Raw genomic sequence first — 24,697 nt, 5'->3', positions numbered from 1 at the left:
TTACCCCCGGCTCTTGAACTGCTGAACGGCGTTCAGGCTGGTGTTCAGGTTCGGCACCGCGACCGTCAGCGATGCGCCGTCAACCTGCTTGAGCAGATCCTCGACGGTCTGCGTGTCCTTCGACGCCTGATCGAAATACTTCCCGAGCGACGCCTGCGCGGCGTGCAGGTCGGCCTTCATCGCGCTGTCGTTGCGCGCGAGCAGCGACAGCCGTGCGGTGAGCAGGCGCAGCTTCACGTTCTCGCGCACGAAGTAGCCCTGGTCGGGCGACGCGAGCATCGCGTCCGCGTTGTCGATCCGGCGCACCTGCACGAGGCCCTTCAACTGCTGACCGAGGCCGGCCGAGAAGTCGTGCCACCAGACCTTCCAGCGCGGCGCGCCGGCCACGGCCGTCGATGCGGCGTCGGCCGGCGCGGCCTTCGGCGCCGCATGCGGCACGATCGCCTCGCCGGACAGCGGCAGCGCGTCGATCTTGGCGATCGCGTCGTCGAGCTTGATCGCGAGGCCCGTGAGATCGGCCGCCGGCGCGGCCTTCAGCTTCTCGATGTCCAGCGCGAGCGCCTTGCGCACCGTGACGGCCTGCGCGCTCTGCGACGTCGCAAGACGCGCGTCGGCGTTCTGCAGCGCGATCAGCGCGAGCTGCGTGTTGCCCGTCAGCTGAAGCTGCTGGCTCGCGCTCGACAGCATCTGGTCGACTTCCTCGAGCATCCACGCATCGCGGTTGCGCGACAGGTCCTGATATTGCTGCTGCAATGCCTGCTGCGCGCTCTGCGCGTCGGCGAGCTTGCCGTCGAGCTGCGCGAGCTGCGTGTCCACCTGGTGCGTGCTCGCGAGCGCCTGCTCGGTCTTCATGCGCGTCTCGGCCGTCTGCGCGTCGAGCGCCTTCTGGCGCGCGACGAACGTGCCGTCGAGCCGGTCGATCTTGCGGTTCAGCGCATAGCCGCCGACGCCCGCCGCGCAGCCGACCACGACGACGACGAACCACAGCAGCGCACTGCCGCCGCGGCGCGCGCGCGGCTCGGGCGCAAGATAAGGAGGACTGGACGGCGGTGCGGATGCAGCGGCCGGCTGGGAAGCGACGCTTTTGGAATCGTTGGTATCTGTCATGCGTTTAGTCACCGGTGCGGCTGTCGCCGGTTGGACGGCCTCGTCGGCCATCGTTCGAAACGCGCGGACGATGCGCTCATCGCCCGCGCCGGTCAGCGTAATCCTATCAAAACCCAATGCGCGCGCGGTCTGCTCGATCCGCGGGTGCGGCGTCACGAGCGGCGCATGCTTCAGCGCGTCGATTTCGGCATCGTTCAGGTGCGCCCGCGCGAGTTCGTGCAGGTTGCGCACGCCTTCCGAGCTCGTGACGAGCCACGCATGCGGTGCGCCGTCGAGCAGCGCATGCACGCGCTCCCATGCGCCGACGCGCGGCTCGGGCACGACGCGCCGGTACGCGGCGACGAGCGTGACGTCCGCGCCGGCCTCGCGCAGCCGGTCTGCAAGCCATTCGCGCCCGCCGTCGCCGCGCACGATCAGCACGCGCTTGCCCGCCAGCGCCTGCGCGCCGCCGAACGCGGCCTCGATGCACGCGAACAGGCTTTCCGAATCGTAACGGGGCACGCCGCCGTCGGCCGGCGCCTGCGGCGCGATCACGCGATGCGCGGGTGCGGCGATGCCGTGCCGCTCCAGCGCCGCGACGCTGCCGGGCCCGACCACGCCGACCGGCAGCGCGTTCGGCCAGATCGCGCCGTACTGCGCGAGCGCGCGGTCGATCGCGTTCGGCGACACGAAAATCACGAGCGCGTAGTCGGCAAGCGCCGCGAACGCGGCGTCGAGCGGCGCCGGATCGTCGACCGGCGCGATGTCGATCAGCGGGAATTCGAGCACGTCGCAGCCGGCATCGGCCAGTTGCGACGCAAGCGCGTCCGACTGGCCGTCCGGGCGCGTCAGGACAGCGGTGAACGCGCGCGCGCCGCCCGCCATCAGGCGTCGCCCTTGCCGGCCTGCGAGCCGGCGAGCAGCGCCTTGACGATGTCGAGCGCGCCTTGCGCCTCGAGCTCGTCGGACACCGCGCGGCCGAGCGCGAGCGCATCGGCGACGGTCATGACGGCTCCGCACTCCTCGGCCGTCAGCACACGCTTGCCGTCGGTCGTCGACACGCGGCCCGTCAGATACAGTTCGCCCGCGCGCCACACCGCGTGCGCGGCAAGCGGCACCTCGCAGCTGCCGCCGAGCGCGCGCGACACCATCCGCTCGGCTTCGACCGCGAGCGCGGTCCGCGGATCGTGCAGCGGCGCGAGCCATGCGGCGACGTCGTCGCGGTGCGCGGCGATCTCGATGCCGAGCGCACCCTGCCCGGCCGCGGGCGGGCTGGTCTCGACGTCGAGCAGTGTGCGGATCCGCGCTTCGAGGCCGAGGCGCTTCAGGCCGGCGGCCGCGAGAATGATCGCCGCGTAGTCGCCGCGGTCGAGCTTCGCGAGGCGCGTATCGAGATTGCCGCGCAGCGGCAGCACGTCGAGGTGCGGATAGCGCGCGCGCAGCATCGCTTCGCGGCGCAGGCTCGACGTGCCGACGACCGCGCCGGCCGGCAGCGCGTCGAGCGACGCGTAGTCGTTCGACACGAACGCGTCGCGCGGGTCCTCGCGCTCCATGATCGCGGCAAGCGAGAAGCCGTCGGGCAGCGCCATCGGCACGTCCTTCAGCGAATGCACGGCGAGATCGGCGCGGCCGTCGGCCAGCGCGCTCTCCAGTTCCTTCACGAACAGGCCCTTGCCGCCGACCTTCGACAGCGTGCGATCGAGAATCTGGTCGCCGCGAGTCGTCATCCCGAGGATTTTCACGTCACAAGCTGGATATAATTTGCGCAGCGCATCACGCACATGTTCGGCTTGCCACATCGCCAGGCGGCTCTCGCGCGAAGCAATCGTCAACGTCGCGGGCGGCTGTGCCTGTTGCGGCCCGGCCGCAAGGGTCTCGGAATTCATTGCTGGAACATCGAAGGACGGGATTGAAGACCGAACAATGGTAGCACGCACGCCCCGGCCCGCCCGGGCCCGGAGCCTGCGCCCGGCCGGCCGCCGAGCGGGTCGCGGCGCCGATGCGCGGATGTGCCGCACGTAGCTGGTTGCTTGACCGCAGTTCCCGCAGTTTCGCAGTTCCTTTTGACTCGAGCTTTCCCAAGGAAACCCATCGTGAAGTCTTCCGGATCGGCGCGTACGGCGCGCCGCAATGCTGCCCTGTCCTCCTCCGACGCCCCGACGGACACCGTCGCCACCGCCGCGAACGGCCGTGCGAAAACGGCAACGAAACCGAAAGACCCGATACGTCAGACAAAACGCACGACGAAAGCCGCCGGCCCCGCTGCCCGCAAGGCCGGCGCGCCGAAGTCCGGCACGCGCACGCGCGAGGACAAGGACGGCCCGCTGTTCGAGGACATCCGCTTCCTCGGCCGCCTGCTCGGCGACGTCGTGCGCGAGCAGGAAGGCGACACCGTGTTCGACGTCGTCGAGACGATCCGCCAGACCGCGGTCAAGTTCCGCCGCGAGGACGACAGCGAAGCCGCGCAGACGCTCGAGAAGAAGCTGCGCAAGCTGACGCCGGAGCAGACGGTGAGCGTCGTGCGCGCGTTCAGCTATTTCTCGCATCTCGCGAACATCGCGGAAGACCGCCATCACAACCGCCGCCGCCGCATCCACGCGCTGGCCGGCTCCGCGCCGCAGCCCGGCACGGTCGCGTACGCGCTCGATCAGCTGAAGACGACCGGCAACGCGTCGAAGCGCCTGCTGCAGCGCTTCTTCGACGATGCGCTGATCGTGCCGGTGCTGACCGCGCACCCGACCGAGGTGCAGCGCAAGAGCATCCTCGACGCGCAGCACGACATCGCGCGCCTGCTCGCCGAGCGCGACCAGGAGCTGACCGCGCGCGAGCGCCAGCACAACGAATCGATGCTGCGTGCGCGCGTGACCGCGCTGTGGCAGACGCGCATGCTGCGCGACGCGCGCCTGACGGTCGGCGACGAGATCGAGAACGCGCTGTCGTACTACCGCGCGACCTTCCTCGACGAGCTGCCCGCGCTGTACGGCGACATCGAGGCCGCGCTCGCCGAGCACGGCCTGTCCGCGCGCGTGCCCGCGTTCTTCCAGATGGGCAGCTGGATCGGCGGCGATCGCGACGGCAACCCGAACGTGACGGCGCCGACACTCGACGAGGCGATCAACCGCCAGGCCGCGGTGATCCTCGAGCACTATCTGGAACAGGTGCACAAGCTCGGCGCCGAGCTGTCGGTGTCGAACCTGCTGGTCGGCGCGAGCGATGGCGTGAAGGCGCTCGCGGCCGCCTCGCCCGATCAGTCGCCGCACCGCGTCGACGAACCGTATCGCCGCGCGCTGATCGGCATCTACACGCGCCTTGCCGCGAGCGCACGCGTGCGCCTGGGCGAAGGCACGGTGCCCGTGCGCAGCGCGGGCCGCGGCGCGCCGCCCGTGCGCGCGATCCCGTATGAGGATTCCGAAGCGTTCGTCGCCGACCTGAAGGTGCTGACCGCGTCGCTCGACGAACACCACGGCACGTCGCTCGCCGCGCCGCGCCTCGCGCCGCTCGTGCGCGCGGCCGAAGTGTTCGGCTTCCATCTCGCGAGCATCGACCTGCGCCAGAGCTCCGACATCCATGAAGCGGTGGTCGCCGAGCTGTTCGCGCGCGCGGGCGTCGAGGCCGACTACGCGGCGCTCGCCGAGGAAGACAAACTCCGCGTGCTGCTCGCCGCGCTCGCCGATCCGCGCCCGCTGCGCTCGCCGTACCTCGAATACTCGGCGCTCGCGCAGAGCGAGCTCGGCGTGTTCGAGAAAGCGCGCGAGGTGCGCGCGCAATTCGGCGCGCGCGCGGTGCGCAACTACATCATTTCGCATACGGAAACCGTCAGCGACCTCGTCGAGGTGCTGCTGCTGCAGAAGGAGACGGGGCTGCTCGAAGGCGCGCTCGGCGTGCCCGGCGGCCATGCGAGGAACAGCCTGATGGTGATTCCGCTGTTCGAGACGATCCCCGACCTGCGCGACGCGTCGCGCATCATGCGCGAATACTTCGCACTGCCGGGCGTCGACGCGCTGATCGCGCACCAGGGCGCCGAGCAGGAAGTGATGCTCGGCTACTCGGACAGCAACAAGGACGGCGGCTTCCTCACGTCGAACTGGGAGCTGTATCGCGCGGAACTCGCGCTCGTCGACCTGTTCCGCGACCGCAAGATCACGCTGCGGCTGTTCCACGGCCGCGGCGGCACGGTTGGCCGCGGCGGCGGCCCGACCTACCAGGCGATCCTGTCGCAGCCGCCGGGCACCGTGAACGGCCAGATCCGCCTGACCGAACAGGGCGAGGTGATCGCGAGCAAGTTCGCGAACCCCGAGATCGGCCGGCGCAACCTCGAGACGGTCGTCGCCGCGACGCTCGAGGCGTCGCTGCTGCCGCAGTCGAACGCCCCTGCGCAACTGCCCGCGTTCGAGGCTGCGATGCAAACGCTGTCCGACTCGGCGATGGCCGCGTACCGCGCGCTCGTCTATGAAACGCCGGGCTTCACCGACTACTTCTTCTCGTCGACGCCGATCACCGAGATCGCCGAGCTGAACATCGGCAGCCGCCCGGCTTCGCGCAAGCTGCAGGATCCGAAGCAGCGCAAGATCGAGGATCTGCGCGCGATTCCGTGGGGCTTCTCGTGGGGCCAGTGCCGGCTGCTGCTGACGGGCTGGTACGGCTTCGGAAGCGCGGTGAGCGCGTATCTCGACGGCGCGCAGGATGAAGCCGAGCGCACGAAGCGCGTCGCGCTGCTGAAGAAGATGAACAAGACCTGGCCGTTCTTCTCGAACCTGATGTCGAACATGGACATGGTGCTGGCGAAGACCGACCTCGCGGTCGCGTCGCGCTACGCGCAGCTCGTCTCCGACCGCAAGCTGCGCAAGCACGTGTTCGAGCGGATCGTCGCGGAATGGGAACGCACGTCGAACGCGCTGGCGGAAATCACCGGGCAAGAAGGCCGCCTCGCGACCAACCCGCTGCTCGCGCGCTCGATCAAGAACCGCTTCCCGTATCTCGATCCGCTGAACCACCTGCAGGTCGAGCTGATCAAGCGTCACCGCGCGGGCGACACGAACGCGCGGCTGCGCCGCGGGATTCACCTGACGATCAACGGGATCGCGGCCGGCCTGCGCAACACGGGCTGATCCGCATGCGGCGCGGGCCCGTTCCGCGCCGGCCGATCGCAAAAGCCGCGCTACGCCACCGTACCCACGGTGCGTAGCGCGGCTTTTTTCATCGGGAGGCCGCACGGCACCGTCGTGCCGCGCCGGCCGGCCCGGTCAATGCGCGTCGATCAGCAGCGCGTCGTGTTCGAACGAACCGTCGGGCCGCACCGCGTAATAGCCGCGCACCTCGTCGGGTGCATGTGCCCACAGCGCGCGAATGCCGGCGACGCTGTCGGCCGGCGTACGGATGCGCGCGACCCACGTGTCGAAATCGATCGGCAGCCGCCAGCGGCTATGCACGTGCGCGTCGAAACCGGCATCGCGGAACATCGCGAGCCATTCGTCCGCGCGGTAGTCGCGCACATGCGACGCGTCGCGCAGCACTTCGGCGGCCTGCAGGTACGTGTCGAGCAGCGGATGGTCGTTGCCCGCGATGTCGATCATCAGCACGCGGCCGCCCGGTTTCAGCACGCGGCGCACCTCGGCGAGCGCCGCGCGCATGTCGTGCCAGTGGTGCGCGCTCATCCGGCTCACGACCCAGTCGAACGTCGCCGTGTCGAACGGCAGCCGTTCCGCCGGGCCCTGCTGCGTGCGGATGTTCGCGAGCCCGCGCTCGCGCGCGGCCGCATCGACGGTCGCGAGCATCGGCGCGGCGAGATCGTATGCGACCACGTCGCGCACGTGCGGCGCGACCGCGAAGCTCGCGTGGCCGGCACCGCAGCCGAGATCGAGCACGGCGGCATCGGGCGTCGCGCGCACCGCGTCGGCGAGCGTCTGCAGATCGGCGCCCGTCGCGTGGACCGTGCTGGTCAGATAGGCGGCGGCCGTCGTGCCGAATGCGTCGGCGACCTGGTCGTGGTGTTTCATCGTTCGCTCCTTTGTGCTGTCGACCGGAGTGGGCGCTTCGGCACTTGTGTCGGCTGGAGTATGTGCTTCAGCACTTACTCCAGCCCCATGCTTCGCATCCGGCCCCTGCAACGCGTTTTGTGGGACGCCCGCTGCCTGCCAGCGCGCGAGCCGCTACAATAGGCTTGCGTTTGTACCAGTACAAGTTAAGCAGTTATTCTGGTATTCGATACACCTGTCTGATCGTTGCCGCATCCTCGCTTCCACTTCGCCGTTTCCGCATGAACCAGCCGTCCTCCGCCCCTGTCCCGCCGCTCGACGCCACGCCCGCCCGCGCGCTCGGCGAATTCATTCGCGCCCACCGCGAGCGGCTGTCGCCGCAGGCCGTCGGCCTGCCGCCCGGCCCGCGCCGCCGCACGCCGGGGCTGCGGCGCGAGGAAGTTGCGCAACTGTGCGGCGTCAGCCCGACCTGGTACACGTGGATCGAACAGGGTCGCCCGGTGTCGGCGTCGGCCGACGCGCTCGCACGAATCGCCGTCGCGCTGCAATTGTCGAAGGCCGAGCGCGCGTACCTGTTCGAACTGGCCGCGCAGCGCGATCCCGCCGAGCCCGACGTCGCGGGCGGCGACCTGCCGCCGACGCTCGCCGCGACCGTCGCGGCGATCGCGACACCCGCGTACGTGCTCGACCGGCAATGGAACGCGCTCGCGTGGAACGCGCCGGCCGCCTCGCTGTTTTCCGGCTGGCTCGACGGCGAGCACGACCGCAACCTGCTGCGCTTCACGTTCATGTCGCCGGCCGCGCGCACGCTGATCGTCGACTGGGAAACCCGCGCGCGGCGGCTCGCGGCCGAATTCCGCGCCGATTCGATCCGCCACCTGGCCGACGCGCCGACCCGCGCGCTGATCGACGCGCTGACTGCCGGCAGCGACGCGTTCGCGCAGTACTGGGCGTCGCAGGACGTGTTCGAGCGCGAAGGCGGCCTGCGCGAATTCGACCATCCGGCCGATGGCCGCCTCGTGTACCAGCAGATCACACTGAAGCCCGCGCACCGCGAGGACCTGAAGCTGGTCGTACTGGTGCGCGACTGAGCCGGCTCAAAAACTGATCGTCGCGGTGATCGTGTCGCTGTAGTTGCCCGGCGCGGGCGTCGCCTGCGCGGGCACGCGACCGTAGACGGTGAGCGCCTGCGCGAACCCGCTGCCGGTGCCGGTCGCCATCGAGGTGCCGCCGGTGCCGTCGCCCCATGGCGTCGTCAAGCCGCTGTCCTGGTAGAGCTGATAGCCTACCGAGCCGCCGCCGCCCGAGCGCTGCATCGTGCGGGCCGCGACGTTGCCGCTGCTGCCGCCGTTCAGCGCGATCTGGAACGCATCGCCGTTCGTGCATTGCGCGCTGATCGAGCCGCTCGCCGTCAGCGCCGACGCGAGCACGCCCGTTGCGGGAAACGCAACATTCGTCGCACTGATGAAGCAATTGTTCACGATGGTCGCGTTCGTCGAATACGCGAACGTGCCCGCCGACGCCTGCGACGTGCATGGCACCAGCTGGATGCCGAGCAGTGCGAAGTTGTAGCTGTACGACGCCTGGTTCCCGGCGAACGTCTGCGAGTAGAGCGTGCTGCTGTTGTTCACGCTCGGCACGGTCGGCTGGTTCGGCGCGATGCGGCCGTAAACGGTCAGGGTCGCGTTCGCGCTCGTGCCGATCCCCGGCTTCGCCAGCGTGACCGACATCGGCGTCGTGCCGCTGGCGACCGCGCCCCAGACCTGCGTATAGCCGTTGTCCTGGTACAGGTCGTACTGCATCTGGTTGGCCCCGTTCGTCATCACGCGCGGGCTCGTGGCGCCGAGATTCAGGCAGACCAGCACGGTCGTGTTGAGACTCAACGTATCCCACGTGCACGTCACGCCCACCGTGCTGGTCGTCGTGTACGCCGCCTGCGTGATCGGGCTGACCGAACCGAAGCTCGTCGTCTGCGCGCTCACCGTGCAGCTGTCCGCCTGCGCGGACAGCCACGGCCCGCACAGCAGCGCGGCCAGCAGCCAGCACGCCACCCGACGCAGATACCGGTACGCCCGCGCGACCCGCCGCTCCGCCATGGTTTCCCCCAATAGAAAAGCATTCGTTCCGGTCGCTGCCCGGCTGCCGCCCCAACCGTTGATCCAGATCAAACCGGCCGCCCGCACAATATTCAGACAATGCAAACTAGTCCGTATTTCTACCATTGCATGCAACCAAATGCGTAGAGTAATCTAGTCAGACGAATGTGCGGTTCGGTCGACACGGCGAATCACGCGGTTCGGGCACTGCAGGCCGGGGCGATACGCCCGGAACGGCTGGAGACCATCACAATGAACGCCATCACGCGTCACGCGCTGTCCACCGCCATCGCGGCGACCATCGCACTCACCCCGGCCTGGCGCCCTGCCGCCGCCGCCGTCTATTCCAACGGCACCGCCACCGCGCAATTCAACGTCACGCTGACCATCCAGGCGAACTGCTCGGTCAACGTGAACCCGCTCGCATTCGGCACCTCGGGCGTACTGACGGCCGCGATCAACCAGCAGACCACGCTCTCCATCACCTGCAGCAACACGACGCCGTACAACGTCGGGCTCGACGCGGGCGGCGTCTCCGGCTCGACGGTCAGCGCGCGGCTGATGGCCGGCACGACGAGCGGCAACACGGGCACGACGGTCGGTTTCCAGCTGTTCCAGGACAGCGGCCACACGACGATCTGGGGGAACACGCAGGGCACCGACACCGTCGGCGGCACCGGCAACGGCTCCGCCCAGACGCTCAACGTATACGGCCAGGTGCAGACGCAAGCCACCCCGAAACCGGACACCTACCAGGCCACCGTCACCGCGACCGTCTACTTCTGACCCGCCGTGGCGATCGGCCCCTGTTTTGTCGCCGCACTGTGCGCCGCGTCGGCTGCAACCGCGTCGGCCGCGACGCTGCAGATTTCGCCGGTAACGCTCGAGCTGTCGCCGTCGGTCACGGCGGCGGGCGTCACGCTCAGCAATTCGGGCGTGCAGCCGATCTACGGCCAGGTGCGCACGTTCCGCTGGACGCAGGAGAACGGCGAGGACGTGCTGACGCCGACCGATTCGCTCGCCGCGTCGCCGCCGTTGCTGCAGATCAGCGCGAACGCCGAGCAGCTGATCCGCCTCGTGCGCACCACGCGCGCGAGCCCGGTCATGGAGGAAAGCTATCGCGTGCTGATCGACGAGCTGCCCGCGCCCGGCACACCGGCGCAGAACGGCATCACGATCCGCGTGCGCTACTCGGTGCCGGTGTTCGTCGAACCCGCCGCACCGCCCACCCCGCCGCAGCTTGACTGGCGCATCGAGGCCGATTCGCAGGGCCTGCGGCTGTCGGTCGCGAATCTCGGCGGCCGGCGCGCGCAGCTGTCCGCGGTGCAGCTCGTCGATGCGCACGGCAACGCGCATGAAGTCGCGCGCGGGCTGCTCGGCTACGCACTGGCCGGCAGCGTGCGGCACTGGCCGCTCAAGCTCGACGCGCGCCCGTCGCCGTTCGTGAAAGTCCGCGCGACGGTAAACACGCAACCCATCGAGGCCCGGCTGACGCCGCGCTGAATCCGGCGCTGGCGCCCTCCCGCCCCGTTGCGCGTGCCGACGACGCGACATGCCCATCGAACGACGCCTGCCAGGCGCTACGCGTGGCTCGCCGCCCTCACGCTGGCGCTGCGCGCGGGCACCGCAGGCGCACAGCCGGCCCCCGAGCTGCCCCCTTCCGCCGCCCCGGAGCCCGGCGTGCTGTACCTCGACGTGTCGATCAACGGCGAGCCGACCCGCCGAATCGCGCGCTTCCGGCAGGCCGACGGCCACCTGTTCGCGGCGTCGGCCGACCTGAACGACCTCGGCATCGCCAGTGGCGACCGCGCGCAGCCGCTGTCGAACACGCCGGTCGCGCTCGACGCGCTCGCGGGCCTGCGCTACGACTACGATCCGGGCCGCCAGACGATCGACCTGCACGTGCCCGACGCGCTGCGCATTCCGCACACGTTCGACGCGCGCGGGCTCGCCGCCACACCGCCCGCGACGTCCGGCCGGGGCATCGTGCTGAACTACGACGCATACGCGCAGACCGCCGCGCATGCGCCGCTCGCGGTGTGGACCGAGGCGCGCTACTTCGATCCGGCCGGCGTGTTCAGCAACACCGGCATCGGCTACTTCCGTCGCGACGGGCAGCGCTACATGCGCTACGACACGTCGTGGACGGTGTCCGACCCGCGCACGCTCACGACGACCCAATTCGGCGACACCATCTCGTCGTCGCTGTCGTGGACCCGCTCGCTGCGCATCGGCGGCGTGCAGTGGCGCAGCAACTTCGGCCTGCGCCCCGATCTCGTGACCTTCCCGGTGCCGGCGCTGTCGGGCAGCGCGGTCGTGCCGTCGGCGGTCGACCTGTACGTGAACAACGTGCGCCAGTTCAGCGGCAACGTGCCGGGCGGCCCGTTCGTGATCAACAGCGTGCCGGGCATCACCGGCGCCGGCAACGCAACGGTGATCACGCGCGACGCGCTCGGCCGCACGATCGCCACGTCGATCCCGCTCTACGTCGACACGCGCCTGCTCGCGCCCGGCCTCGCCAGCTATTCGGTGGAGGCGGGCTTCCTGCGCCGCGCATACGGCCAGGACGCGTTCGACTATGCGCGCACGCCGGCCGCGAGCGGATCGGTGCGCTACGGCGTCACCGAGCGGCTGACCGCCGAGGCACACGCCGAGGCGACGAGCGGCGTCTACAACGTCGGCGCGGGCGTGCTCGCGCGCATCGGCGGCGGGGGCGTCGCGAACGCGTCGCTGGCCGTCGGCGCCGGGCGCTTCTCCGGCGCGCAGGCCGGCCTCGGCTACCAGTACGTGACGCCGCGCTTCTCGGTCGACGCGCAGACGCTGCGCGCGTTCGGCGGCTACGGCGACCTCGGCGCGCGCGAAGGCACGCCGGTCGCGACCGTCAGCGACCGCGTGACGGTGTCGTTCCCGTTCCTCCGTGCGCAGACGCTGTCGTTCAGCTATCTCGGCCTCAAATACCCGGGCGCGCCTGCATCGCGGATCGGCTCGGCGGCGTGGTCGGTCAACGTCGGGATGCTCGCGTCGATGACCGTCAGCGCATTCCAGGATTTCCGGCAGCACAACGCGCGCGGCTTCTTCGTCAGCCTGAGCGTCGGCCTCGGCGACAACACGTCGGTCGCGGCGAGCGTCGGCCGGCAGAACGGCGAGTCGACCCGCGCGGTCAGCGCGTCGCGCGCGCCCGACTACGACGGCGGCTTCGGCTGGAACGTGCAGGCCGGCGAGAACGGCCCGCTGCGCTACGGCCAGGGGCAGCTGCAATACCTGGGCCGTGCGGGCCAGGTCACGCTGCTCGGACAGTCGTTCGGCGGGCAGCACGACGCGTCGGTCGACGTGACCGGCGCGCTCGTGCTGATGAACGGCCAATTGCTGACGTCGCGCCGCATCGACGACGGCTTCGCGCTCGTGTCGACCGATGCCGGGCGCGTGCCGGTGCTGCACCAGAACCGGCCGATCGGCGAGACCGACCGCACCGGCTACCTGCTGGTGCCCGATCTGAGCGCGTACCAGCACAATCGCGTCGAGATCGACGGCACGACGCTGCCGGCCGATGCGCGCATCGCGGATACGACGCTCGACGTCGTGCCGCAGGCCCGCTCGGGCGTGCTCGCGCGCTTCCCGGTCACGCGCTACCGCGCGGCGTCGATCGCGCTGCGCACGCCGGACGGCGCGCCGCTGCCGCCCGGCCTCGACGTCGTGCACGTCGAAAGCGGCCAGCGCACGATCGTCGGCTACGACGGCCTCACGTTCGTCGACGGCCTCGTCGCGAACAACCGCCTGGAAATCTCCGGCGGCGGCCACGACTGCGTCGTCGCGTTTGCGTACCGGCGGCCGGACGACGGCACGCTGCCGCGGATCGGCCCGCTGACCTGCACGCCCCGCTAGCCCGCGCCGGCCGCCAGGCCCGCGAATGTTAGAATTGCGGGATTCCCTCGGCGGCGCACGCCGCCCAACTCCCCTTCGAAGAATCGCCATGACGTCCCAACTGCACAAAAAGGGCGAGGCCTGGTCGGCCCGCTTCTCGGAACCGATGTCGGAGCTGGTCAAGCGCTACACGTCGTCGGTGTTTTTCGACAAGCGCCTCGCGCTCGTCGACATCGCCGGCTCGCTCGCGCACGCGAACATGCTCGCCGCGCAGAAGATCATCAGCGCCGACGACCTGGCCGCGATCGAACGCGGGATGGCGCAGATCAAGGGCGAGATCGAGCGCGGCGAATTCGAATGGCAGCTCGACCTCGAGGACGTCCACCTGAACATCGAGGCGCGCCTGACCGCGCTGATCGGCGACGCCGGCAAGCGCCTGCACACGGGCCGCTCGCGCAACGACCAGGTCGCGACCGACATCCGCCTGTGGCTGCGCGGCGAGATCGACCGCATCGGCGGCCTGCTGAACGACCTGCGCGGCGCGCTGCTCGACCTCGCGGAACAGAACGCCGCCACGATCATGCCGGGCTTCACGCACCTGCAGGTCGCGCAGCCCGTCACGTTCGGCCACCACCTGCTCGCGTACGTCGAGATGTTCTCGCGCGACGCGGAGCGCATGCGCGACTGCCGCACGCGCGTGAACCGCCTGCCGCTCGGCGCGGCCGCACTCGCGGGCACGAGCTACCCGATCGATCGCCACGCGGTCGCGAAGACGCTCGGCTTCGACGGCATCTGCGCGAACTCGCTCGACGCGGTGTCGGATCGCGACTTCGCGATCGAATTCACGGCCGCCTCCGCGCTCGTGATGACGCACGTGTCGCGCTTCTCCGAAGAACTCGTGCTGTGGATGAGCCCGCGCGTCGGCTTCATCGACATCGCCGACCGCTTCTGCACCGGCAGCTCGATCATGCCGCAGAAGAAGAACCCGGACGTGCCCGAGCTCGCGCGCGGCAAGACGGGCCGCGTGAACGGCCACCTGATGGCGCTGCTGACGCTGATGAAGGGCCAGCCGCTCGCGTACAACAAGGACAACCAGGAAGACAAGGAACCGCTGTTCGACACGGTCGACACCGTCGCCGACACGCTGCGGATCTTCGCCGAAATGGTCGCGGGCATCACCGTGAAGCCGGACGCGATGCGCGCTGCCGCGCTGCAGGGCTTCTCGACCGCCACCGACCTCGCCGACTACCTCGTGAAGCGCGGCCTGCCGTTCCGCGACGCGCACGAAGCCGTCGCGCACGCGGTGCGGATCTGCGACGACCGCGGCATCGATCTCGCCGACCTGACGCTCGACGAGATGAAGCAGGAACTGCCGAACGTCGCGCACCTGATCGGCGACGACGTGTTCGGCTACCTGACGCTCGAGGGTTCGGTCGCCAGCCGCAACCATCCGGGCGGCACCGCACCCGACCAGGTGCGTGCGGCGGTCAAGGCTGCCCGCGCCGCGCTCGGCCGGTAAGCCCGCTGTTCCGGACGGACGCCTTCGGCGTCCGTTTTTCATTCGGGCGGCCGTTGCGCCGCCCATTGCCTGCCCTGCTTCCCGGATGTCGCCGATGACCTTTTCCGCCGCACTCTTCGACATGGACGGCCTGCTCGTCGATTCCGAGCGGACCATCATGAACACGTGGATCGACGTGTCGAACGCACACGGTGTCACGCTGACGGCCACCGACTACCTGCAGATCGTCGGCCGCTCGTTCGCCGAGGGCCAGGTCATCCTGGCGCGGCTGATCGGCAATCCCGATACGTTCGACGCCGTGCGCATCCGCGTATGCGAACAACTCGCGGCGCCCGAACCCCATCCGAAGTTCCCGTTGAAGCCCGGCGCGTTCGCGCTGCTCGACACGCTCGCACAGGCCGGCATCCCGTGCGCGGTCGCGTCGTCGTCCGCGTGCGACGTGATCCGCGCGCGGCTCGACGCGGTCGGCGTGCTGCCGTTCTTCCGCGCGATCGCGGGCGGCGACGAAGTCGCGCGCGGCAAGCCCGATCCGGCCGTCTACCGGCTCGCGGCCGAACGCCTCGGCGTGCCGGCACATACGTGCGTCGCGTTCGAGGACAGCGACTTCGGCGCGCAGTCGGCCGCCGGCGCGGGCGCGTCGGTCGTCACCGTGCCCGACTTGAAGGCGCCGACGCCCGAAATCGTCGCGCTGAGCCTGCACGTGCTCGCGTCGCTCGACGATGCGGTCGCACTCGTGCCGTCGTGGTTCGGCCGGTACGACACGCAGAAGCCGGCGTAGGACACGCGAGCGCGAAACACGGTGCGCTGCGCACCGCCAAATGCAAACGGGCACCCAAGGGTGCCCGTTTTGTTGTGCCGCCGAACGACCGGCGTCGCGACGGCTTCTACTTGTTGCCGGCCGTCTCCGACAGCCGCTTCATCGTCGCGATGCGCGCGCCGATCAGGTCGACGCGACCGTCCTCGCCGACGAGCGGCGCCGTCGCATCGCGGAACGCGACCCACGCGCGCTGCGCGCGCACCAGCGTCGCGGCCGAATGCGCCGGCATCTTGCGGCGCAGCTTCTGGTAATAGCGGTTCAGGTCGAACAGCGCGTGCTCGCACGCGGCATCCTGTTCGCACGGCCGCACGCGCCGCACGGCCGGATCGCGCGACGCGTTCGCCGCCGGCTTGCCGTTCGACGCGGCCGCGCCCTCGGCCACGCTCGTGCCGCTCGTAGCCGCGACCGGTACGGCAGCGGGCGGCGGCGCAAAACGATCGGCCGCGCCGCGCAGCGCCAGCGCGCGATCGCGCACGGGCTGCAGCTGCATGTCGGCGCTCGACATCGTGTACGCGGTGCCGCGCGTCGTGTCGTACACGGCTTTCAGCAGAAGGATTTCATCCTTGCGCCACGTGACCCAGCGGCGCTGACTGTCCTGCCAGCCGCGCTTCGCGTCGGCCGGCGCATCCTTCAACAGGCGCTGGTACGCGCCGTCCATCACCGTCTGCCACTGCTGCTGCGCTTCGCCCATGCACTGGATCTGGCCGGCCGTCGACGACCGGTCGCGCCGCGCGAGGCATTGCCGCATCGCGACGTCGATCGGGTCGGCCGCCGCGACTTCCGCGTGCGCGACGCCCGACCCCGCCAGCCCCGCCGCCCCTGCCGCCCAGACGACGAGCGCGGCCACCGCCGCGCGCATCGCCCGGAATCGTCCGTGCGTCGCCATCAGTCGCGCACGCAGTCGACGTAGTACTCGACGCGGCCGTTCACCTCTTCCGCGACGAGGCCGTGGATGTCGGTGTGGAAGCCCGGGAAACGCTCGTTGAAGTCGCGCGCGAACCGCAGGTAGTTCACGATCGTCTTGTTGAAGCGCTCGCCCGGGATCAGCAGCGGAATGCCCGGCGGGTACGGCGTCAGCAGGATGCTCGTCACGCGGCCTTCGAGCTCGTCGAGCGGCACGCGGTCAATCTTGCGGTGCGCGAGCTTCGCGAACGCGTCCGACGGCTTCATCGCCGGTTCCATGTCCGACAGGTACATCTCGGTCGTCAGGCGTGCGATGTCGTTCGCGCGGTACACGTCGTGGATCTGCGTGCACAGGTCGCGCAGGCCGACGCGCTCGTAGCGCGGATGCTGCGCGACGAATTCCGGCAGCACGCGCCACAGCGGCTGATTGTTGTCGTAGTCGTCCTTGAACTGCTGCAGCTCGGTCACCATCGAGTTCCAGCGGCCCTTCGTGATGCCGATCGTGAACATGATGAAGAACGAGTACAGGCCGGTCTTCTCGACGATGATCCCGTGCTCGGCCAGGTACTTCGTGACGATCGCGGCCGGAATGCCCGTCTCGCCGAACTCGCCGTCGACGTCGAGCCCCGGCGTGATGATCGTCGCCTTGATCGGGTCGAGCATGTTGAAGCCTTCCGCGAGCGGGCCGAAGCCGTGCCAGTGGTCGTTCGGCTTCAGCATCCAGTCGTCGCGCGAACCGATGCCTTCTTCCGACAGGTTGTCCGGGCCCCACACGCTGAAGAACCAGTCGTCGCCGTATTCGGCGTCGACCTTGCGCATCGCGCGGCGGAAGTCGATCGCCTCGGCGATCGATTCCTCGACGAGCGCGGTGCCGCCCGGCGGCTCCATCATCGCGGCCGCGACGTCGCACGACGCGATGATCGCGTACTGCGGGCTCGTCGACGTATGCATCAGGTACGCCTCGTTGAAGCGGTGCTTGTCGAACGTGCGGTTCTCCGAATCCTGCACGACGATCTGCGACGCCTGCGAGATGCCGGCGAGCAGCTTGTGCGTCGAGTGCGTCGCGAACACCAGCGCGCCCGTGCGCGGGCGGCCGTCGCCGATCGCGTGCATGTCGCGGTAGAAATCGTGGAACGTCGCGTGCGGCAGCCACGCTTCATCGAAGTGCAGCGTGTCGAGCAGGTCGCCGAGCAGGTCCTTGATCATCTCGACGTTGTAGACGACACCGTCGTACGTGCTTTGCGTGATCGTCAGGATCCGCGGCTTCATGTCCGGGTTCTCGCGCAGCGCCTCGCGCGCGAACGGGTTCGCCTCGATCTTCTTGCGGATGTTCTCCGGCTTGAATTCGTCGCGCGGGATCGGCCCGATGATGCCGAAATGGTTGCGCGTCGGCGTCAGGAACACCGGAATCGCGCCCGTCATCGTGATCGCGTGCAGGATCGACTTGTGGCAGTTGCGGTCGACCAGCACGATGTCGCCCGGCGCGACCGTCGCGTGCCAGACGATCTTGTTCGACGTCGACGTGCCGTTGGTCACGAAGAACAGGTGATCGGCGCTGAAGATGCGCGCCGCGTTGCGCTCGGACGCCGCGACCGGGCCCGTGTGATCGAGCAGCTGGCCGAGTTCGTCCACCGCGTTGCAGACGTCCGCGCGCAGCATGTTCTCGCCGAAGAACTGGTGGAACATCTGGCCGAGCGGGTTCTTCAGGAACGCGACGCCGCCCGAGTGGCCCGGGCAGTGCCACGAGTACGAGCCTTCGTCCGCGTACTTGACGAGTTCCTTGAAGAACGGCGGCGCGAGCGAGTCGAGATAGACCTTCGCCTCGCGGATGATGTGGCGCGCGACGAACTCCGGCGTGTCCTCGAACATGTGGATGAAGCCGTGCAGCTCGCGCAGGATGTCGTTCGGCAGATGCCGCGACGTGCGCGTCTCGCCGTACAGGAAGATCGGGATGTCCGCGTTGCGGCGGCGCACTTCGGTGACGAACGCGCGCAGCTCGATGATCGCGGTCGCGAGCTCGGGCAGCTCGCCGTCCGGGCCGGTTTCGCCGAGCATGAGTTCGTCGTCGTCGATCGACAGGATGAAGCACGACGCGCGGCTCGACTGCTGCGCGAACGACGTCAGATCGCCGTAGCTCGTGAGGCCGAGGACTTCGACGCCCTCTTTCTCGATCGCTTCGGCCAACGCCCGGATGCCGGAGCCCGAGATGTTCTCGGAGCGGAAATCTTCGTCGATGATGACGACGGGGAAACGAAACTTCATGGGCGATTCTCCAAAAAGAACGACCGCGGCGCGTCACGCGCAGCGGTCACCCGGAAACTGGTGAGACGATATGCAACCAGATCAGGTTTTCGGCAGCGTGACACCGCGCTGCCCCTGATACTTGCCGCCGCGATCGGCGTACGACACGTCGCACACTTCGTCGCTCTCGAAGAAGAGCACCTGCGCGACGCCTTCGTTCGCGTAGATCTTCGCGGGCAGCGGCGTGGTGTTCGAGAATTCCAACGTGACGTAGCCTTCCCACTCGGGCTCGAACGGCGTCACGTTGACGATGATCCCGCAGCGCGCATAGGTCGACTTGCCGAGGCAGACCGTCAGCACGGTGCGCGGGATGCGGAAATATTCGACGGTGCGGGCCAGCGCGAACGAGTTCGGCGGGATGATGCACACGTCGCCCTTGAAATCGACAAACGAACCCTCGTCGAAGTTCTTCGGATCGACGATCGTCGAGTTGATGTTCGTGAAGATCTTGAATTCGTCTGCGCAGCGGATGTCGTAGCCGTAGCTCGACGTGCCGTAGCTGACGATCCGGCGGCCATCCTCGGACGCGCGAACCTGATCGGGCACGAACGGCTCGATCATCTTGTGCTCTTCGGCCATGCGCCGAATCCACTTGTCGGACTTGATGCTCATGTCAGCCTCCGCCGGGCCGTCCCAAGGAGGCTGACCGCCCCCTCGGGGGGCAGCGAACAAAGTGAGCGTGGGGGTCGTGTCATATCGGGGCGCCAGGAAACGCTGCGTGACGGAAAACGAAAGCCGCCGATACGAGGCGGCGGCGGGGAAAGGCGGACATTTTACGCGATCATCGGCCCGCGCACGCGGCAGCCGTCAGCGGATCACGCCGCAGGCGAGCGCGGGCCCCGCGCCATGCTGCGGAAACGCGGGATCGCTCGGCTCGCGGTGCACCAGCGCCGCGCGGCTCATCGCCGAGCGCACGCCATCGAGGGCCAGATCTGGAGCGACGATGAAGCCGGCCGCGACGCCGTTCGCATCCGCATGGATGTTGCCGAGATCGCCGGCGACGCGGGCGCCCGCGCGCAGGCGGTCGGCGGCCGGCGCGAACACCTGGCCGGCGCTCGAGCCGTCGCCCGCGTTGCAGTCGCCGCGCTCGTGCACCTGCAGCGCGTGATCGCTGTTCGGCGGCAGGCCGACCAGGTTGTAGGTGACCTGGACGCCGTCGGGACGCTCGACGAACGTCACCGCGCCGCGCGCCTGCGAGCCGACCGTCGGCTGCAGCTGTGCGTCGGCCCGTTTTTCGTGCGACGAGGAAAAGGAGGTGCAGCCGGCCAGCAGGCCCAGCGCGGCGACGGCCAGCAGCGCGTGCCGCGCGCGGCCGGCGCGCACCCCGTGATGTCGTTGTTTCATTCGATCCTCATGCCGGCCGACGGCCGTTTGACACGGCGGCCGTGCCGGGCGGGTAAAGGGACCCGGGAAAAGTCGCCATGATACCGCGCCTCGCGGCGCCGTAAACAGCGTGAGGCCCCGCCCCGCAAGGGTTTTACGTATTTTGAACAACGATGGTCGGGAACTTCGACGTCATGTCGCGCGCGCGCTCGGCAATCGCCAGCGCGACCCCACGCGCGATGTCGCGGTAGCGCCGCGCCAGCGCACCGTCCGGATCGGCCGCGACCGTCGGCGTGCCGCTGTCGGCCCGCTCGCGGATCGCGATGTCGAGCGGCAGGCTGCCGAGCACGTTCACATCGTAGTCCTTCGCCATCCGCTCGGCCCCGCCGGCGCCGAAGATGTGCTCCTCGTGGCCGCAGTTCGAGCAGATGTGGATGCTCATATTCTCGACGATGCCGAGGATCGGAATTCCGACCTTCTCGAACATCTTCAGGCCCTTCTTCGCGTCGAGCAGCGCGATGTCCTGCGGCGTCGTGACGATCACCGCGCCCGTGACCGGCACGCGCTGCGCGAGCGTCAGCTGGATGTCGCCGGTGCCGGGCGGCATGTCGACGATCAGGTAGTCGAGCTCGCGCCAGTTGGTCTGGCGCAGCAACTGCTCGAGCGCGGAGGTCGCCATCGGGCCGCGCCACACCATCGGGTTGTCTTCCTCGATCAGGAAGCCGATCGAGTTCGCCTGCAGCCCGTGGCCGACGAGCGGGTTCATCGACTGGTTGTCGGGCGACTCGGGGCGCTGGCCGTGGATGCCGAGCATCGTCGGCAGCGACGGGCCATAGATGTCGGCGTCGAGAATGCCGACCGATGCGCCTTCCGCGGCGAGCGCGAGCGCGAGGTTCACGGCCGTCGTGCTCTTGCCGACGCCGCCCTTGCCCGACGCCACCGCGACGATGTTCTTCACGTTCGGCAGCAGCTTCACGCCGCGCTGCACCGTGTGCGCGACGATCTCCTGCGACACGGCGACGCGCGCGTCGCGCACGCCCGGCACGGCCTGGAGCGCTGCCGCGACGCGTGCGCGCACGTCGTCGTGCTGGCTGCGCGCGGGATAACCGAGCACCACGTCGAGCGCCACGACATCGCCGTCGATCGCGACGTTGCGCACGCCCTTGTTCGCCGCATACGGCCGGCCGGTATTGGGGTCGACGACAGCCGCCAGTGCGGCGTCGACTTGTGCCCGGTCAATGCTCATCGAAACTCCGTGAAAACGTTTTTCTCGCGCGCAAACGTCAAAAAATATCAAATTACGCTGCGAAAATCGGGAAAAGTGAAAGAATCTGTTGCATGCCATTGCGCGAACGCGCGACCCGGCGCACTCTTCGCGTGCGGCACGCTATGGGGCCAAATCGGCCACTAACCGCCTATATTGTAGAGGCTGACGCGTCGCGCTGTCCGAACAGCCATGTTGACGGACAGGGCATGCAACCGCCTCGGCGGCTGCCGCTAGCGCCAGGCCCGCCCTCCTTTTTCGGGCGGCCTGTGCGGGGAGCCGTAACTGTAGTTGTCGTTGTCGACTCGTTCAACCAAGAGAGGAATCCAAGATGAACATGAAAATCGCGACTCGCCTGTCCGTCTTCGCCCTGGCCGGTGCAGTGCTGGCCGGCTGCGCATCGCCGCAAGGCACCAACACGGCCGTCGGTACCGGCACGGGTGCGGCGCTGGGTGCAGGCATCGGCGCTCTGGCTGGCGGCGGCAAGGGCGCGGCGATCGGCGCGGGCGTCGGCGCGCTGGTCGGCGGCGTGACGGGTTACAACTGGCAGGCGATCAGGAACAAGCTCGCGCCGTCGGCAGCGAAGACGGGCACGCAGGTGACCGAGCAGCCGGACGGCTCGCTGAAGCTGAACGTACCGAGCTCGGTGACGTTCGCGACGAACCAGTACGCGATCACGCCGGCATTCACGCCGCTGCTGAACGACCTGGCGACGACGCTGAACCAGAACCCGCAAGTGACGGCATCGGTCGTCGGCTACACGGACAGCACGGGCTCGGCGCAGCTGAACCAGACGCTGTCGCAGAACCGCGCGCAAAGCGTCGTGAACGCGCTCGCGCAGCGCGGCGTCAACGCCGGCCGCCTGTCGGCGCAGGGCATGGGCCCGTCGAACCCGATCGCGGACAACGCGACCGAAGCCGGCCGCGCACAGAACCGCCGCGTCGAAATCTACCTGCGCGCAGCGCAGGCGCAGTAAGCGCACGACGAGGAGAAGGCGCGGGCACGCCGCCCGCGCAGCCCCGCCGGACAAGGCGTCCGTCGGGGCCGGTAACAAATCGAAAAAATTTTCGAACTTCCGTCGCGGGCCGTGGTCAGTATTTACGGTACGCGGCTGGTAGTTGCCGGCGCGTCACCATTCTCCTCTTGTCGTTGTTGCTCCGGGGCCGTATCCGCCCCGGTTTTTTTTGCCTGCAGAATTCGTGCTGCAACGCAGCAGCACCGCCGGGCACGCCGTTTGCCCGACTCCGCCCGTTCCAGCGCCCGCCACGCGGCGCCGTGCCTCCCCGGCCCGCGCCCCTGCTAGAATCGCAGTTTCCCGTCGTATTTCCGCCGTTCCTCTACAGACCTTATGTCCGCAACCGACCTCACTTCCGTGCAGGCTGCGGCGCCGCAAGGCGCGCGCCAGATCCTCGTTACGTCCGCACTGCCCTACGCCAACGGGCAGATCCACATCGGCCACCTGGTCGAGTACATCCAGACCGACATCTGGGTGCGGACGCTGCGAATGCACGGTCACGAGGTCTACTACATCGGCGCCGACGACACGCACGGCACGCCGGTCATGCTGCGCGCGGAGAAGGAAGGCCTGAGCCCGAAGCAGCTGATCGACCGCGTCTGGACCGAGCACAAGCGCGACTTCGACAGCTTCGGCGTGTCGTTCGACAACTTCTACACGACCGACTCGGACGAGAACCGCGTGCTGAGCGAGCAGATCTATCTCGCGCTGCGGGAAGCCGGGCTGATCGCCGAGCGCGAGATCGAGCAGGCGTACGACCCCGTCAAGGAAATGTTCCTGCCGGACCGTTTCATCAAGGGCGAGTGCCCGAAGTGCCACGCGAAGGACCAGTACGGCGACAACTGCGAGGTGTGCGGCTCGACCTACCTGCCGACCGAACTGCTGAACCCGTATTCGGTCGTGTCGGGCGCGACGCCGGTGCGCAAGACGTCGAAGCACTACTTCTTCCGCCTGTCCGACCCGCGCTGCGAGACGTTCCTGCGCGAATGGGTGAGCGGCCTCGCGCAGCCCGAAGCGACCAACAAGATGCGCGAATGGCTCGGCGACGCCGGCGAGGCCAAGCTCGCCGACTGGGACATCTCGCGTGACGCGCCGTACTTCGGCTTCGAGATCCCGGGCGCGCCCGGCAAGTATTTCTACGTGTGGCTCGACGCGCCGGTCGGCTACTACGCGAGCTTCAAGAACCTGTGCGACCGCAACGGCATAGATTTCGACGCATGGATCCGCGCGGGCTCGAAGGCCGAGCAATACCACTTCATCGGCAAGGACATCCTGTACTTCCACACGCTGTTCTGGCCCGCGATGCTCGAGTTCTCGGGCCACCGCACGCCGACCAACGTGTTCGCGCACGGCTTCCTGACGGTCGACGGCGCGAAGATGTCGAAGTCGCGCGGCACGTTCATCACCGCGCAGAGCTACATCGACACGGGCCTGAACCCGGAATGGCTGCGCTACTACTTCGCCGCGAAGCTGAACGCGACGATGGAAGACATCGACCTGAACCTCGACGACTTCCAGGCACGCGTGAACAGCGACCTCGTCGGCAAGTACGTGAACATCGCGAGCCGCGCGGCCGGCTTCCTGCTCAAGCGCTTCGACGGCCGTGTGCAGGACAGCGCGATGAACCATCCGCTCGTCGCGAAGCTGCGAGATGCGATTCCCGCGATCGCCGCGAACTACGAAGCACGCGAATACAGCCGCGCGCTGCGCCACACGATGGAGCTCGCGGACGACGTGAACGCGTACGTCGACGGCGCGAAACCGTGGGAGCTCGCAAAGGATCCGGCCAACGCGGTCGCGCTGCATGAAACCTGCAGCGTGAGCCTCGAGGCGTTCCGCCTGCTGTCGCTCGCGCTGAAGCCGGTGATGCCGCGCGTCGCCGAATCCGTCGAGTCGTTCTTCGGAATCGCGCCGCTCACGTGGGCCGATGCCGCGAAGCCGCTGTCGTCGGAACAGCCGATCAAGGCGTACCAGCACCTGATGACGCGCGTCGATGCGAAGCAGATCGACGCGCTGCTCGCCGCGAACCGCGATTCGCTGCAGGCCGACGCGGCCGCTGCAAGCGCGAACGCCGCGAAGGACTCGAAGGATGCGAAGAACGCCAAGGCGAACGCGAAGCCGGCCGTCGTAAACGGCGCCGACGACGCCCCCATCTCGATCGACGATTTCGCGAAGATCGACCTGCGCATCGCGAAGATCGTCGCGTGCCAGGCCGTCGAAGGCTCGGACAAGCTGCTGCAGCTCACGCTCGACATCGGCGAGGAAAAGACCCGCAACGTGTTCTCGGGCATCAAGTCCGCGTACCAGCCCGAGCAGCTCGTCGGCAAGCTGACGGTGATGGTCGCGAACCTCGCGCCGCGCAAGATGAAGTTCGGCCTGTCCGAAGGGATGGTGCTCGCGGCGTCGGCAACCGACGAGAAGGCCGAGCCGGGCCTCTACATCCTCGAGCCGCACAGCGGCGCGAAGCCCGGCATGCGCGTGAAGTAAGCCGCGCCGAGCGCGCCGCCGCTTGCACGAAAAAGGCCCCGCACGATGCG

The 24,697-nt window shown here is 68.8% G+C and carries 18 protein-coding genes; 9 read left to right on the top strand and 9 right to left on the bottom strand.

What is annotated here, in order from left to right; translation table 11 throughout:
* Window positions 1-1,971, bottom strand: coding sequence for a fused uroporphyrinogen-III synthase HemD/membrane protein HemX (gene hemDX, locus KVT39_RS20200; protein ID WP_217590053.1), 1,971 nt, complete (start codon window positions 1,969-1,971; stop codon window positions 1-3).
* Window positions 1,971-2,972, bottom strand: coding sequence for a hydroxymethylbilane synthase (gene hemC, locus KVT39_RS20195; protein ID WP_034178741.1), 1,002 nt, complete (start codon window positions 2,970-2,972; stop codon window positions 1,971-1,973). The genes hemDX and hemC overlap by 1 nt, the downstream gene beginning before the upstream one ends.
* 207 nt (window positions 2,973-3,179) lie before the next feature.
* On the opposite strand from hemC, the gene ppc reads away from it, so the two are divergent.
* On the top strand, window positions 3,180-6,194 hold the full coding sequence (gene ppc / locus KVT39_RS20190) for a phosphoenolpyruvate carboxylase (RefSeq protein WP_217590052.1): 3,015 nt from the start codon (window positions 3,180-3,182) through the stop codon (window positions 6,192-6,194).
* Window positions 6,195-6,329: 135 nt separating this feature from the next.
* Here ppc and KVT39_RS20185 read toward each other — a convergent pair whose 3' ends face one another.
* Window positions 6,330-7,082: a class I SAM-dependent methyltransferase gene (locus KVT39_RS20185; protein WP_105392938.1), complete on the bottom strand. Its 753-nt coding sequence runs from the start codon at window positions 7,080-7,082 to the stop codon at window positions 6,330-6,332.
* 260 nt (window positions 7,083-7,342) lie between these two features.
* Between KVT39_RS20185 and KVT39_RS20180 the strand changes: the two genes are divergently transcribed.
* The gene (locus KVT39_RS20180; RefSeq protein WP_105392939.1) at window positions 7,343-8,152 is read left to right on the top strand and encodes a helix-turn-helix transcriptional regulator; all 810 of its coding nucleotides are present in this window, start codon (window positions 7,343-7,345) and stop codon (window positions 8,150-8,152) included.
* A gap of 6 nt (window positions 8,153-8,158) precedes the next feature.
* Here KVT39_RS20180 and KVT39_RS20175 read toward each other — a convergent pair whose 3' ends face one another.
* Complete coding sequence (locus KVT39_RS20175) at window positions 8,159-9,157, bottom strand: spore coat U domain-containing protein (protein ID WP_217590076.1); 999 nt, start codon at window positions 9,155-9,157, stop codon at window positions 8,159-8,161.
* A 252-nt stretch (window positions 9,158-9,409) separates the two neighbouring features.
* Between KVT39_RS20175 and KVT39_RS20170 the strand changes: the two genes are divergently transcribed.
* The 5 genes from KVT39_RS20170 (at window position 9,410) to KVT39_RS20150 (ending at window position 15,315) form a co-directional block, all read left to right on the top strand.
* Window positions 9,410-9,943, top strand: a complete 534-nt coding sequence (locus KVT39_RS20170) for a spore coat U domain-containing protein (RefSeq protein WP_034179402.1) — start codon at window positions 9,410-9,412, stop codon at window positions 9,941-9,943.
* Window positions 9,944-9,949: 6 nt separating this feature from the next.
* The gene (locus tag KVT39_RS20165; protein ID WP_217590051.1) at window positions 9,950-10,660 is read left to right on the top strand and encodes a fimbria/pilus periplasmic chaperone; all 711 of its coding nucleotides are present in this window, start codon (window positions 9,950-9,952) and stop codon (window positions 10,658-10,660) included.
* 27 nt (window positions 10,661-10,687) lie between these two features.
* Window positions 10,688-13,039, top strand: coding sequence for a fimbria/pilus outer membrane usher protein (locus KVT39_RS20160; RefSeq protein ID WP_217590050.1), 2,352 nt, complete (start codon window positions 10,688-10,690; stop codon window positions 13,037-13,039).
* Between the two features lie 88 nt (window positions 13,040-13,127).
* Window positions 13,128-14,537 (top strand): argininosuccinate lyase, encoded by a 1,410-nt coding sequence (argH, locus tag KVT39_RS20155; protein ID WP_034178748.1) that lies wholly within the window; start codon window positions 13,128-13,130, stop codon window positions 14,535-14,537.
* 94 nt (window positions 14,538-14,631) lie between these two features.
* A complete protein-coding gene (locus tag KVT39_RS20150) occupies window positions 14,632-15,315 on the top strand; it encodes an HAD family phosphatase (RefSeq protein ID WP_217590049.1) in 684 nt (227 codons plus the stop codon).
* 106 nt (window positions 15,316-15,421) lie between these two features.
* Here the strand turns inward: KVT39_RS20150 and KVT39_RS20145 are convergent, their stop codons facing one another.
* The 5 genes from KVT39_RS20145 to apbC all read right to left on the bottom strand — a co-directional run bounded on the left by KVT39_RS20145 (window position 15,422) and on the right by apbC (window position 21,127).
* Window positions 15,422-16,240, bottom strand: coding sequence for a lysozyme inhibitor LprI family protein (locus KVT39_RS20145; RefSeq protein WP_175749809.1), 819 nt, complete (start codon window positions 16,238-16,240; stop codon window positions 15,422-15,424).
* Window positions 16,240-18,519, bottom strand: a complete 2,280-nt coding sequence (locus tag KVT39_RS20140; protein WP_034178750.1) for an arginine/lysine/ornithine decarboxylase — start codon at window positions 18,517-18,519, stop codon at window positions 16,240-16,242. The genes KVT39_RS20145 and KVT39_RS20140 overlap by 1 nt, the downstream gene beginning before the upstream one ends.
* A gap of 81 nt (window positions 18,520-18,600) precedes the next feature.
* A complete protein-coding gene (gene dcd, locus KVT39_RS20135; protein ID WP_006398615.1) occupies window positions 18,601-19,170 on the bottom strand; it encodes a dCTP deaminase in 570 nt (189 codons plus the stop codon).
* Window positions 19,171-19,365: 195 nt separating this feature from the next.
* Window positions 19,366-19,902 carry a superoxide dismutase [Cu-Zn] gene (sodC, locus tag KVT39_RS20130; RefSeq protein ID WP_034178751.1) on the bottom strand — a complete coding sequence of 179 codons (537 nt, stop codon included), beginning with the start codon at window positions 19,900-19,902 and terminating at the stop codon, window positions 19,366-19,368.
* Window positions 19,903-20,035: 133 nt separating this feature from the next.
* Window positions 20,036-21,127 carry an iron-sulfur cluster carrier protein ApbC gene (gene apbC / locus KVT39_RS20125; protein ID WP_034178752.1) on the bottom strand — a complete coding sequence of 364 codons (1,092 nt, stop codon included), beginning with the start codon at window positions 21,125-21,127 and terminating at the stop codon, window positions 20,036-20,038.
* A gap of 349 nt (window positions 21,128-21,476) precedes the next feature.
* Between apbC and KVT39_RS20120 the strand changes: the two genes are divergently transcribed.
* On the top strand, window positions 21,477-22,121 hold the full coding sequence (locus tag KVT39_RS20120) for an OmpA family protein (RefSeq protein ID WP_034178753.1): 645 nt from the start codon (window positions 21,477-21,479) through the stop codon (window positions 22,119-22,121).
* 372 nt (window positions 22,122-22,493) lie between these two features.
* On the top strand, window positions 22,494-24,647 hold the full coding sequence (gene metG, locus KVT39_RS20115; RefSeq protein WP_034178754.1) for a methionine--tRNA ligase: 2,154 nt from the start codon (window positions 22,494-22,496) through the stop codon (window positions 24,645-24,647).
* Window positions 24,648-24,697: the final 50 nt, after the last annotated feature.

This window comes from Burkholderia sp. GbtcB21, from assembly GCF_019091065.1.
Taxonomy (GTDB): Bacteria; Pseudomonadota; Gammaproteobacteria; order Burkholderiales; family Burkholderiaceae; genus Burkholderia; species Burkholderia pyrrocinia_C.
Note: the sequence above shows the minus strand (reverse complement) of the source record. Positions and strands in the feature narration are given on the sequence as shown.

Coding starts and splice junctions, on each gene's coding strand:
- hemDX (WP_217590053.1), bottom strand. CDS start 1,971: ATGGCGGGCGGCGCGCGCGCGTTCACCGCTGTCCTGACGCGCCCGGAC.
- hemC (WP_034178741.1), bottom strand. CDS start 2,972: ATGAATTCCGAGACCCTTGCGGCCGGGCCGCAACAGGCACAGCCGCCC.
- KVT39_RS20185 (WP_105392938.1), bottom strand. CDS start 7,082: ATGAAACACCACGACCAGGTCGCCGACGCATTCGGCACGACGGCCGCC.
- KVT39_RS20180 (WP_105392939.1), top strand. CDS start 7,343: ATGAACCAGCCGTCCTCCGCCCCTGTCCCGCCGCTCGACGCCACGCCC.
- KVT39_RS20175 (WP_217590076.1), bottom strand. CDS start 9,157: ATGGCGGAGCGGCGGGTCGCGCGGGCGTACCGGTATCTGCGTCGGGTG.
- KVT39_RS20170 (WP_034179402.1), top strand. CDS start 9,410: ATGAACGCCATCACGCGTCACGCGCTGTCCACCGCCATCGCGGCGACC.
- argH (WP_034178748.1), top strand. CDS start 13,128: ATGACGTCCCAACTGCACAAAAAGGGCGAGGCCTGGTCGGCCCGCTTC.
- KVT39_RS20150 (WP_217590049.1), top strand. CDS start 14,632: ATGACCTTTTCCGCCGCACTCTTCGACATGGACGGCCTGCTCGTCGAT.
- KVT39_RS20145 (WP_175749809.1), bottom strand. CDS start 16,240: ATGGCGACGCACGGACGATTCCGGGCGATGCGCGCGGCGGTGGCCGCG.
- KVT39_RS20140 (WP_034178750.1), bottom strand. CDS start 18,519: ATGAAGTTTCGTTTCCCCGTCGTCATCATCGACGAAGATTTCCGCTCC.
- dcd (WP_006398615.1), bottom strand. CDS start 19,170: ATGAGCATCAAGTCCGACAAGTGGATTCGGCGCATGGCCGAAGAGCAC.
- sodC (WP_034178751.1), bottom strand. CDS start 19,902: ATGAAACAACGACATCACGGGGTGCGCGCCGGCCGCGCGCGGCACGCG.
- apbC (WP_034178752.1), bottom strand. CDS start 21,127: ATGAGCATTGACCGGGCACAAGTCGACGCCGCACTGGCGGCTGTCGTC.
- KVT39_RS20120 (WP_034178753.1), top strand. CDS start 21,477: ATGAACATGAAAATCGCGACTCGCCTGTCCGTCTTCGCCCTGGCCGGT.
- metG (WP_034178754.1), top strand. CDS start 22,494: ATGTCCGCAACCGACCTCACTTCCGTGCAGGCTGCGGCGCCGCAAGGC.